Genomic DNA, 11493 nt, shown 5'->3' with positions numbered 1-11493 from the left:
GGCCCCTGCGTGGGCCGGCCTTTTTTTTCGTTCCCACCTCCCGCAGAAGGAGTTCCACATGCTGTTGGATCGCAAGAGTCTGTCTTTGCAACTGGCCATGGAAGCCAGCCAGGCCGCGCTGGAGCGGGCCCAGGAGCTGGGTATCCGCATCAGCATCGCGGTGTGCGACGCCGGTGGCCATCTCATCCACCTGGCGCACATGGACGGGGTGCCGGCGCACACCCGCGAGATCGCCATCGACAAGGCCTACACCAGCGCCTGCTTCGGCTTCCCCACCAACCTCTGGGCGGAGCGCCTCAACGGCATGTCGCGGATGGTCCTGGAGGGGCTGGCCAGCCGGCCGCGGATGATCCTCTTCGGCGGCGGCGTGCCGGTGCTGGTGGACGGCTGCACCGTCGGCGCCATCGGGGTTTCCGGCGGCAGCGAGCTGCAGGACGCGGTGTGCGCCGAGGCCGGCGCGCAGCAGGTGCTCGACCGCCTGGACGCCGACGGTCGCGCTCGCCGGTGAATATTGCAGGCAAGGGATAAGCCCGGCAGTGGCGGGATAGCTGGGCACCGGGCGCCATCCCTAGAGTTGAGCTGCCTTCAGTCGTCGGCCACCGGGGCGACACCAACGTGCGGACTCAATAATGAACAAGCCTGTCAGCCTTCCCCTCAGCACCCCGCCGCACGCCGCCCGGCCGCGCCTGACGCAGCGCGCGGCCAACCTGGCGGCCTCGCTCGCGCCCTGGGCGATCATCGCCGGCCTGCTCTGGGCCGGTCTCTTCATCAAGCCGCAGCCGGTGGGCGCCAGTGTCGCGCCGCCGCTGCTGGAGCGCCGCGACCACCTCTACGGCCTGGCCCGCACCCAGGACGGCGGCGTGCTGGCCTGCGGCTCCAACGGCAAGATCCTCGCCATCGCCGCCGACGGCAGCCTGCAACGCCAGGCCACCCCGGCGCGCGAGACCCTGCAGGACATCGCCATGCTCGACGAGCGCCACGCGGTGGCGGTGGGCAACGGCAACCTGATCCTGTTCAGCGACGACGCCGGCGGCCACTGGCAGAAGGCCGCCCAGGTGCCGCGCTCGGAGGTCGCCAACAAGCTCACCCGCGTGCGCGCCGGCCACGGTGGCCTGGTGATCGCCACCGGCGAGATGGGCGCGCTGCTCGCCAGCCATGACTACGGCCGCACCTGGCAGCGCCTGCGCGGCGAAGAGGACGTGGCCTGGAACGACGTGGCGATCCTCGACGACGGCACCCTGCTGGTGGTCGGCGAGTTCGGCCGCATCCTGCGCAGCGCCGACGCCGGCGCCAGCTGGGAAGAACTGCCGGCACCGGTAGCCAGTTCGCTGATGGCGGTGAGCTTCCGCGACGCCAGCCACGGCGTGGCGGTGGGCCTGGACGGCGTACTGCTGACCAGCCAGGACGGCGGCCGCCAGTGGCAACCGGTGGACCTGGGCATGCACGACCACCTGCTCGACGTGCTGTGGAACCCGCAGCGCCAGCAGTGGTTCGCGGTCGGCGCCCTGGGCCGTTGGGCCAGCGGCGGGGCCACGGCCGGCGCCGGCGAGTGGCACAGCGGCGTGCTCGGCGAGCGCGCCATGGCCTGGCACACCCGCGCCCTGGCCGATGGCGCCGACTACTGGCTGGCCGGCGCCGACATCGGCCGCTGGGACGGCCAGCGCTGGTCGCCGCTGAACCCCTGAGACCCGCCCGACGCCTACCTGCGAGTAACCCGAAATGATCGAACGCATCGCCGCTTTCTGTATCCGCCAGCGCACCTGGGTCGTGGGCATCCTCGCGGCGCTGACCACGCTGCTGGCCTGGTCCGCCCTGCACATCGAGGTGCGCACCGTGTTCGAGGACATGCTGCCCTCGCGCCACGAGTACGTGCGCACCCACGAGAAGTTCAAGGACACCTTCGGCGGCTCGAACATGGTCACCATCATGTTCGAGGTCGACCAGGGCGACATCTTCCGCCCCGAGGTGCTCGACAAGGTGCGCCGGGTGACCCTCGGCCTGCGCGAGGTGGCGGCGGTCAACCAGTACCAGATCACCTCCCTGGCCTCGAAGAAGCTCAAGGAAGTGCGCGCCTCCACCGCCGGCATCGAGAGCCGCCCGCTGATGTGGCCGGAGGTGCCGAGCAGCGCCGAGCAACTGGCCGAGCTGAAGCAGGCGGTGCTGCGCAACCCGCTGGTCTACGGGCCCTACGTGTCCAAGGACCTGCAGGCGACCTTGGTCACCGTCGACTTCAACGACCGCCAGATCGACTACGCCAAGGTCTTCACCCAGGTGAAGGCGCTGCTGGCCCAGGTCGAGGGTGACGGCGTGCAGGTGCGGGTGGTCGGCGACCCGATCCTCTACGGCTGGGTCAACCACTACCTGCCCGAGACCCTGCACTTGGTGCTCTACGCCCTGGCGGTGACCCTGGCCATGCTCTTCGTGCTGCTGCGCACCTGGCGTGGCGTGGTGCTGCCGCTGCTGGCCGGGCTGGTCAGCGCGATCTGGGCGCTGGGCATTTGCCACCTGCTGGGGATCAGCTTCGAGCCGCTGGTGATAGTGGTGGCGATGCTGATCACCTCGCGGGCGGTGTCGCACTCGGTGCAGATCGTCAACCGCTTCGACGACGAGCTGCCGCTGCTGCCGCCGGGCGCCGAGCTGTCGCGCAACGCCGCGCGCATCGCCCTGGCCGACCTGTTCCGCCCCGGCATGCTCGGGGTGATCGCCGACGCCGCGTGCATGGCGGTGGTGGCGCTGAGCCCGATCCCGATGCTGCAGAAACTCACCGTGCTGTCGGTGGTGTGGGTGTCCACCCTGACCATCAGCGCGGTGATCCTCACCCCCGTGCTGCTGTCCTACATCCGCCGCCCGCACGGCGTGGCCCACCCGCTGGACTGCCAGCCGCTGCTGCGCAAGCTGCTCGACCTGTGCGTGCGGGTGACCCTGTCGCGCGGCCGCTACTTCGTGCTCGGCGGCGCCGCGCTGGTGGTGCTGGCCGCCGGGCTGTACTCGCTGAACCTGAAGATCGGCGACGCCAACCCCGGCTCGCCGATCCTCTGGCCGCAGGCCGAATACAACCGCGACGCCGCGGCGATCAACGCGCGCTTCGAAGGCGTCGACCGGATGTTCGTGGTGATCGGCCAGGACGGCCAGCAGAACTATGTGAAGAGCAACGAGGCGCTGCAGTCGATGAGCCTGTTCCAGCGCTTCATCGAGGCGCAGCCGGAGATCGGCGGCTCGCAGTCCATCGCCGACGTGCTGCCGCAGGTCAACGCCAGCCTGCGCGAGGGCAACCCGCGCTACCTGGAGCTGGGCGACAGCGCCGACCTCAACGGCAGCCTGATGGCCATGCTCGACTCGGTGTCCGAGCCCGGCGACATGGACCGCTTCACCGACGCCCACTACGCCAACGGCGCGGTGACCCTGATGTTCCGCGACCGCCAGGGCGAGACCATCCGCACCGCCGTGGCGCGGATCAAGGACTTCATCGCCGCGCACCCGCTGCACGAAGGCCACTGGCAGCTCGCCGGCGGGGTGATCGGGGTGATGGCGGCGGTCAACGAAATCATCCTCTCCAGCCAGATCGAGGCCATCGCCCTGGCGCTGCTGGTGCTCGCGGTGATCTGCATCGCCGTATACCGCTCCAGCGTGGCCGGCATGGTGTTCATGGTGCCGGTGATCATTTCCAACATGCTGACCTTCGCCTTCATGACCTGGAAGGGCATCGGCATGAACATCAACACAGTGCCGGTGGCGGCGCTGGGGATCGGCCTGGGGGTGGATTACGCCTTCTACATCGCCGACCGCGTCAAGGAAGAGATCGCCATCGGCAGCACCCCCGAGCAGGCCATCCGCAAGGCCCTGCATTCGGCCGGGATGGGGGTGGTGGTCACCGCGAGCGTGCTGATCCTCAGCACCTTGCTGTGGTGGGTGTCGTCGCTGCGCTTCCAGGCCGAGATGGGCCTGCTGATGGCCATCTGGCTGGGCGTCTCGGCGACTTCCGCGCTCTTCGTCATGCCTTCGCTGCTCTACGTGTTCCGCCCGCGCTTCGTCTTCGGCGAGCCGTCCCGCGCCTACGCCGGGACGGCCCATGCCGGGCCCCAGATGTCGTGACGCGATCCACAACAACAACAAGACCTTCGTCCCTCACTGCCTCCACCTCGGGGAGAACACCCATGAACCACCTGCAAGGGGCATCGGGCCCGCAACGCCACGCCCTGCTGGGAATGCTCCCGGCCCTGGCCCTGGTTTCGCTCAGCGCCCCGGCGCTGGCCGACGACAGCTTCAAGATCGACGGCTACCTGCGTGAGGAGCTGTCCTGGAACACCAAGAACTGGAAGGACACCCCCGGCTACAGCGACGGCGGCAAGCTGTCGATGGCGCGCAGCACGGTGCGCCTGAACATGGACTGGAAACCCACCGACCGCGTCCTGGTGGTGGCCAAGGTGCGCGCTTCGCGGGAGGTCAAGACCGACTTCCTCAAGCACCTGGAGAAGATGGGCGCGAACAACTACAACCACGGCGCCGAAGGCGACATCATGGACCTCTACGACAAGGAGGACCTGCGCGAGCTGTACGTCGACTTCCCGGTCGGCGAGCGCTTCAGCTTCCGCCTCGGCAAGCAGCAGATCGCCTGGGGCGAAACCGACTTCTTCGTCGCCAACGACCTGGTCCACGGCTACGACAACACCTGGCGCAGCTTCCTCGAACCGGCCTCGGAGGAACTGCGCAAGGGCAACATCATCGCCAAGATGAACATCGACGTGCCCGAGCTCGACGGCGGCCTGGAGACCTTCATCCGCCCGGGCCTGGACCGCAAGCAGGACATCGGCACCGAGCTCGACGTGTACGGCGGGCGCTGGGCCGGCCAGCCCAACTCCGGCGTCGACTTCCGCAACATCGACCCGTACAACTTCAAGAACGACGAGGGCGACTACCGCGACCCCACCGGCGGCATCCGCTGGAGCGGCCTGCTGGGCGACACCAACTACTCCGTGTCGTACCTGCGCACCTTCTACAACTCGCCGATCCTCAACGCCTCGGACAACCTGGCGCTGTTCGGCCTGCCCAACACCCCCTCGGGGGCAGAGACCCACGGCACCTCGCAGACCAAGGGCCTGGCCGGTGAGATCATCTACCCGATCGTGAACATCTTCGGCTTCACCGCCAGCCGCTACTCGGACATGACCGACGCGGTATTCAGCACCGAGCTGGCCTACATCAAGGACGCGCCGTACCAGATCCAGCTGCCCACCTCGACGCTGCTCAGCCAGAACATCGCCCCCGGTTTCGACGGCTACACCCGCAAGGACGTGCTGGCCTCGATGCTGCGCATGGACAAGAACATCGCCGCCACCCAGCAACTGCTGGGCACCGAGAAGCCGATGTTCTTCTCCGTGCAGCTGTTCGACAAATGGGTGCAGAACTTCGACAAGGACGACGGCCTGCTCTACAGCGTGGGCTGGGGCGGCAAGGTCAAGGAGCACTCGACCCTGCTGACCACCATCTTCGACCTCAGCTACGACAACGGGCGCATCCGCCCGAACCTGGTGCTCGGCGCCGACCTGAGCAACGACGGCGGCTTCGCCGTGCCCTCGGTGACCTTCGCGCTGAACGACAAGTGGCGCTGGAAGGTGGAATACGACGCCTTCTGGGACGACGCCTCGCGCGACCCCTCGCAGTGCACCGACCAGAGCCGCTGCGACAGCACCACGCTGTTCGGCTACTTCCACAACCGCGACCAGTTCTACACCAGCCTGACCTACCAGTTCTGACCCTCACCCCAGGAGAGTTCCATGAACCTATCCCGCTTCGTTTCGCGCCAGGCCCTGGTGGCTGGTCTGTTCTCCGCCGCCGCCGTGCCCGGCTTCGCCGCCGCCGCCGAGGTGGCCCCCGGCACGGTGATTTCCGCGGCCAACCTCGACCAGGTGAAGAACGACACCTTCGAGGGCCACAAGATCGCCGACATGCTCACCGAGAAGATGGAATGGCGCATCCGCAACAACGGCTGGAAGCTGCCGCTGGTGCACTCCAAGGCGGTCGAGCTGGACCCGAAATGGGTCAAGGCCTCGGCGGCCAACGCCGGCAAGACCTCGATCGACAAGGGCAGCTGCAAGGTCAACGGCTGGGCCGCCGGCGAGCCCTTCCCGAACATCGACATGAAGGACCCGCAGGCGGCCGAGAAGGTCATCTGGAACTGGCACCTCGGCCAGCTGGTCGGCGACGTGTCGCGGGTGCCGCAGTACACCCAGGTGCTGATCGACGGCAAGTCCGGCATCCACGCCGAACCCGTGGCCGAGTTCACCCGCTACACCATGAAGGGCCGCCTCAACGGCGACGCGGTGGAGGGCGACGGCGTCGAGCGCGGGCGCCAGCTGCTGTACTTCAAGTCGCCCTCGGACATGAAGGGCCTGGGCACCTACACCGTCATGTACGACTCGGACAAGGTCAACGACGTCTGGGCCTACCTGCCGGCGGTGCGCCGCGTGCGCCGGCTTTCCGGTGGCGCCTGGATGGACCCGATCGGCTCCTCCGACCAGCTGCAGGACGACCTCGACGGCTTCAACGCGCGGCCCTGCTGGTACCCCGAGTACAAGATGGTCGGCAAGCGCTGGGTGCTGGCCGTGGCCCACAGCCGCCAGGGCCTGTGGAACACCGCCGGGAAGAACACCGCCGAGAAGTACCCGGGCCTGGAAGCCCAGGCGCCGTTCTGGAACATGAACAACGATGACTTCGAGCCGCGCGAGGTCTACGTGATCGAGGCGATCACCCCGCCGACCCACCCGTACAGCAAGAAGGTGCTCTACGTCGAAACCCAGTACCCGCGCATCCACTACGTGGAGATGTACGACCGCAAGGGCGAGTTCTGGAAGTTCATGGAGCTGCACTCCTACCCGAACCCGGCCGACGGCGACATCCGCACCGCCGGCACCGCCAACATCGACTTCCAGCGCAACCACGCCACGGTGTCGCTGATCGACACCGCCTCCTGGCGCACCAACTTCGCCGCCAAGCCCAGCGACTTCTCGCTGCAGACCCTGCAGTCCGCCGGCCGCTGATCGCCGGCTTTCCCATCCACCACGCGCCCCGGCCACGGGGCGCGCACCAGGAATACAGATGATGTCGACCATGACCGCTGCCCGCCTGCACGCCATCGGCGGCAGGTTCAGCTTCGACCAGGTGGCGCTGCCGCAGCCCGGCCCGCACGACGTGCTGGTCAAGGTGGCCACCTGCGGGGTGATTCCCAACCTGCTCAACGTCACCCGGCACTTCCCCGAGTGGTACCCGTTCCTGCCGCTGCCGCAGCTGCCGGCGATCTTCGGCCTCGACGCCGCCGGCACCGTCGCCGCGGTGGGCGAGGCGGTGCGCGGCTTCGTCCCCGGCGACCGGGTCTACGTCAACCCGGGCCTGGGCTGCGGCCAGTGCCGCTTCTGCCGCCAGGGCGAAGTGGCGCGCTGCGACGCCTACACCTTCATGGGTTACTTCGGTTTCGGCGCCGGCTCCAGCGAGCTGTTCCGCCAGTACCCCTACGCCGGCTACGGCGAGTACCTGGCGGCGCCGGCGAACAACCTCGTGCGCCTGCCCGACAACCTGTCCTTCGCCCACGCCGCGCGCCTGGGCTACCTGGGCACCGCCTACGCCGGGCTGAAGAAGGCCGCCCTGGGGCCGGGGCAGAGCCTGCTGGTGCTGGGCGCCTCGGGCATCCTCGGGGTCGGCGCGGCGCTGCTCGCCCTGGCCTTCGGCGCCACCCGCGTGCTGGTCGCGGCGCGCGACGAAAAGGCGCTGGAGAGACTCCGCCAGGTCGACCCGGCCCGCGTGGTGCCGATCCACATCGGCGCCGGCGACCTGCGCGAGCAGATTCTCGCGGCCCAGCCCGGCGGCGTCGACGCGATGATCGACACCCTCGGCGCCAAGGCCCCGGCGCAGCTTTCGGTGGACTCGATGCAGGCGGTCACCCGTGGCGGGCGCATCGTCCAGGTCGGCGGCGTGGCCGGGCCGATTCCCATCGATCCGCACCCGTTCATGTGCGCGCAGCTGCAGTACATCGGCTCGCTGTGGTTCAGCGTGGGCGAGGGCGAGGAACTGGCGCGGCTGCTCGGCGGCGGGCTGGTCGACCTGTCGCTGCTGCAATCGCGCGCCTACCCGCTGGAACGCCTCAACGAGGCGCTGGAAGACATCCAGACCCAGGGCGACGGCTTCAGCAACTTCCACATCGTCCACGGCTGAGGAGACCAGCATGCCGAGCACACGCGTGGTCACCGGGCATGACGCCCTCGGGCGGACGCTGCTGGTCAGCGAGGGCGCCTTGCCCGGCACCGAGCCCTTCGAGCATTCCCCCGGCTTCTCCGCCGCGCTGGTCTGGCGTACCCACGCCGGCGCCAGCGTCGGTCCGGACGGGCGGATCGGCGATTGCGCGCCGGGCTCGGTGCTGCCCGAACCCGGCGGCAGCTGCGCGCTGCTGGTGACCTTCCCGGCGCAGAGCAGCACCCTGGCCGCCGAAGTCGACGGCGCGGCGGCGGCCCATGAACTGGTCGAGCGCCTGCCTGGCCTGGGCGAGCGCTTCGAGGCCGACGGTTTCCACCGCACCGACAGCATCGACTACGGCGTGGTGCTGGATGGCGAGATCTGGCTCGAACTGGATCACGGCCAGCAGGTGCAACTGCGCCAGGGCGACATCGTGGTGCAGGGCGGCACCCGCCATGCTTGGCGCAACCGCGGCGAGCAGCCGGCGCGCCTGCTGTTCGTGCTCACCGGCGCGGTGCGCGGCGGCGCATGAAAGCCTTCCGTCGGCCGGCAGGCGCGGAGGCACGCAAGTTGCTTCGTTCCATTGATTGCCCGCAAGGGTTACAGCGCGCCGGGTGGGCACACACCCGGCGCAGAGCGATCCGGCCCGAGCGTGCGGGCCGGACCCACGACGCCTGAATGGGAGAAACGGAAACAGTCCAAGCCTTGCGTAGCAACTAGAACAACCGTGATCCGCCGGCGCGCCGGACGGAACTGAGCCTACTGCCTACTCCATGAAGAAGAACTAGAGGAGAGGAGCTACATGGAAAACCTGGTTTTTTCGAACGCTACACCGGCGGACAGCGTGCTGTCCGACTACGAGCTTTGCCAGACGCCGAGCCTCGAGGAGGCTTGCCTGTGGGGCAAGCGGATCTTCTGCGACAACCGAATCTACAGCCGTGACCAGCGCTTCAACGCGCGCATCTTCTACCGCCGCCTCGGCGGGGTCGGCATCGGCCGCATGGGCTATGGCGCCGACGCGGTGATCGACGCCGGGGTGATGGAGGAGTTCGCCCTGATCCAGATGCCCATCCGTGGCCAGGAACTGATCGAGAGCGACCACCACCGGGTGCGCTGCACGCCGCGCCAGGGCGTGGTGCTCAACGCGCACATGCGCACGCTGATCCACCACAGCGAGAACACCGAGAAGCTGATCATCCGCGTCGACCGCGAGCTGATCCGCCACCTGTGCCAGCAACACCTGGGGCGCACCCTGCGCAAAGACATCGAGTTCACCCCGGAAATGCCCCTGGACACCGCCCAGGGCCGGCGCTGGATGCACATGGTCGGCTGGATGTACGACTGCCTCTCGGTCAACGAGGAAGTGCCGCCGCTGTTGCGCGCGCAGCTGGAACAGACCCTGGTCGGCATGCTGCTGACCTGCCAGCCGCACAACTACAGCGCCGAGCTGTGCGAGGACGACGGCCACTCGGTGGCCCCGGCCTTCGTCAAGCGCGTGGAGCGCTACATCGAGGAGCACGCCGAGGAGCCGATCACCATCGGCGACCTGGCCGAGCAGGCCGGGGTCAGCAGCCGTTCGCTGTTCACCGGCTTCCGCCGCTACCGCAACACCTCGCCCATGCACTACCTGAAGGAAGTCCGCCTGCGCCGCGTGCACGAGGAACTGCGCCAGGCCCAGCCGTCCAGCGGCACCGTGACCGCCATCGCCTTCCGCTGGGGCTTCAGCCACCTCGGCCACTTCACCACCGACTACAAGCGTCGCTTCGGCGAGAGCCCCTCGGAAACCCTCATGCGCTGAGCGTCACGTATCAGCGGACAGGGACGTCCACCCCTTCGATATTCCTGCACTGGCGGGATAACCCTTCGGCCATGGGAGCGCCCGCCACGGGGCGCCTTTCTAGCATCGAACGCAACCGCTCCGCATTCGGCGGGGTGTGGTTCGACAGCCAGGAGGGAGAGCCCATGTCCGATCAGCCCATTACGCGCCGGCGCGTGGACAGCGCCGCAATCAGCGATGCACGCCTGAACAACAGCAAGACCCAGAGCCAGTACCAACCCTACCGCGACGCCAACTGGGGCTTCATCAACCACTGGTACCCGGCGCTGTTCAGCGACGAGCTGCCCGAGGACGAGGTGAAGGGCATCCAGATCTGCGGCGTGCCCATCGTGCTGCGCCGGGTCAACGGCAAGGTCCATGCGCTCAAGGACCAGTGCCTGCACCGTGGCGTGCGGCTGTCCGAGAAGCCGATGTGCTTCAACAAGAGCACCATCTCCTGCTGGTACCACGGTTTCACCTTCGACCTGGAAAGCGGCAACCTGGTGACCATCGTCGCCAACCCCGACGACAAGCTGATCGGCACCACCGGCATCACCACCTACCCGATCCACGAGGTGGCCGGGCTGATCTTCGTGTTCGTCCGCGAGGACGACTTCCCCGACAGCGACGTGCCGCCGCTGGCCCACGACCTGCCGCTGCGCTACCCCGAGAGCAGCGAGCGCTACCCGCACCCGCTGTGGCCGGCGGTGCCCAGCCTGCTCGACGAGAACGCCGTGGGCATGGGCATCCACCGCACCGGTTACACCGACTGGCGGATCGCCTGCGAGAACGGCATCGACAACGCCCACCTGCTGCTGCACCAGGACAACACCATCATCCACGCCATGGAGTGGGTGCTGCCGCTGGGCCTGCTGCCGCAGGACGACTGCATCGCGGTGCTGGAGGAGGAGGGCGGGCCCAAGGGCATGCTGCAGTGGCTGAGCACCGACAAGTGGAAGCCGGTGCTGGAGAACAAGGAACTCGGCCTGAAGGTGCCCGGCATCAACGGCCGGCCCTATCGCACCTCGATCACCCTGCCGGGCCTGGTGGCGGTGGAGAACTGGCCGGGCGAGCACATGACCCAGCTCGAATGGTTCGTGCCGATCACCGACGACACCCACGAATACTGGGAAGTCATCGTGCGCGTCTGCAACACCCCCGAGGAGCTGGAACAGCACAAGTACCGCTACGAGCGCGTGTACAAGCCGCTGGCCCTGCACGGCTTCAACGATTGCGACATCTACGCCCGCGAAGCGATGCAGAACTTCTACGCCGACGGCACCGGCTGGGACAACGAACAGATGGTCGCCACCGATATCTCGCCGATCACCTGGCGCAAGGTCGCCTCGCGCTGGAACCGTGGCATCGCCAAGCCCGGCCGCGGCGTGGCCGGCGCGCGCAAGGACACCTCGCTGCGCTTCAAGGACAGCGCCGACGGCCGCCGCCCCGGCTAC

General features: G+C 68.2%; 9 protein-coding genes. All 9 read left to right on the top strand.

Going from position 1 to position 11493, the window contains the following annotated elements; genetic code table 11:
• Positions 1 to 58 precede the first annotated feature (58 nt).
• Positions 59 to 508 (top strand): GlcG/HbpS family heme-binding protein, encoded by a 450-nt coding sequence (locus tag P3W75_RS23840; RefSeq protein ID WP_276229785.1) that lies wholly within the window; start codon positions 59 to 61, stop codon positions 506 to 508.
• A gap of 121 nt (positions 509 to 629) precedes the next feature.
• The gene (locus P3W75_RS23835) at positions 630 to 1685 is read left to right on the top strand and encodes a WD40/YVTN/BNR-like repeat-containing protein (RefSeq protein WP_276229784.1); all 1056 of its coding nucleotides are present in this window, start codon (positions 630 to 632) and stop codon (positions 1683 to 1685) included.
• A gap of 34 nt (positions 1686 to 1719) precedes the next feature.
• Positions 1720 to 4092 carry an efflux RND transporter permease subunit gene (locus P3W75_RS23830; RefSeq protein ID WP_276229783.1) on the top strand — a complete coding sequence of 791 codons (2373 nt, stop codon included), beginning with the start codon at positions 1720 to 1722 and terminating at the stop codon, positions 4090 to 4092.
• Positions 4093 to 4154: 62 nt separating this feature from the next.
• Positions 4155 to 5753, top strand: coding sequence for a DUF1302 family protein (locus P3W75_RS23825; RefSeq protein ID WP_276229782.1), 1599 nt, complete (start codon positions 4155 to 4157; stop codon positions 5751 to 5753).
• A 21-nt stretch (positions 5754 to 5774) separates the two neighbouring features.
• Positions 5775 to 7037: a DUF1329 domain-containing protein gene (locus P3W75_RS23820; protein WP_276229781.1), complete on the top strand. Its 1263-nt coding sequence runs from the start codon at positions 5775 to 5777 to the stop codon at positions 7035 to 7037.
• Positions 7038 to 7095: 58 nt separating this feature from the next.
• On the top strand, positions 7096 to 8205 hold the full coding sequence (locus tag P3W75_RS23815; protein WP_276229780.1) for an alcohol dehydrogenase catalytic domain-containing protein: 1110 nt from the start codon (positions 7096 to 7098) through the stop codon (positions 8203 to 8205).
• Positions 8206 to 8215: 10 nt separating this feature from the next.
• A complete protein-coding gene (locus P3W75_RS23810) occupies positions 8216 to 8755 on the top strand; it encodes a cupin domain-containing protein (RefSeq protein WP_276229779.1) in 540 nt (179 codons plus the stop codon).
• Positions 8756 to 9025: 270 nt separating this feature from the next.
• Positions 9026 to 10021: an AraC family transcriptional regulator gene (locus P3W75_RS23805; RefSeq protein ID WP_276229778.1), complete on the top strand. Its 996-nt coding sequence runs from the start codon at positions 9026 to 9028 to the stop codon at positions 10019 to 10021.
• 164 nt (positions 10022 to 10185) lie between these two features.
• Positions 10186 to 11493 (top strand): Rieske 2Fe-2S domain-containing protein (locus P3W75_RS23800; RefSeq protein WP_276229777.1); only part of this gene is annotated, 1308 nt, incomplete at its 3' end.

The sequence above is a fragment of the Pseudomonas citronellolis genome (genome assembly GCF_029335315.1).
GTDB classification, from domain to species: Bacteria; Pseudomonadota; Gammaproteobacteria; order Pseudomonadales; family Pseudomonadaceae; genus Pseudomonas; species Pseudomonas citronellolis_A.
The sequence above is the reverse complement of the archived record's forward strand: the minus strand, read 5'-3'. Positions and strand labels throughout refer to the sequence as shown.

Bases quoted from the DNA above. Each gene is read 5' to 3' on its own strand.
- P3W75_RS23840 (WP_276229785.1), top strand. From the start codon at position 59: ATGCTGTTGGATCGCAAGAGTCTGTCTTTGCAACTGGCCATGGAAGCC.
- P3W75_RS23835 (WP_276229784.1), top strand. From the start codon at position 630: ATGAACAAGCCTGTCAGCCTTCCCCTCAGCACCCCGCCGCACGCCGCC.
- P3W75_RS23830 (WP_276229783.1), top strand. From the start codon at position 1,720: ATGATCGAACGCATCGCCGCTTTCTGTATCCGCCAGCGCACCTGGGTC.
- P3W75_RS23825 (WP_276229782.1), top strand. From the start codon at position 4,155: ATGAACCACCTGCAAGGGGCATCGGGCCCGCAACGCCACGCCCTGCTG.
- P3W75_RS23820 (WP_276229781.1), top strand. From the start codon at position 5,775: ATGAACCTATCCCGCTTCGTTTCGCGCCAGGCCCTGGTGGCTGGTCTG.
- P3W75_RS23815 (WP_276229780.1), top strand. From the start codon at position 7,096: ATGATGTCGACCATGACCGCTGCCCGCCTGCACGCCATCGGCGGCAGG.
- P3W75_RS23810 (WP_276229779.1), top strand. From the start codon at position 8,216: ATGCCGAGCACACGCGTGGTCACCGGGCATGACGCCCTCGGGCGGACG.
- P3W75_RS23805 (WP_276229778.1), top strand. From the start codon at position 9,026: ATGGAAAACCTGGTTTTTTCGAACGCTACACCGGCGGACAGCGTGCTG.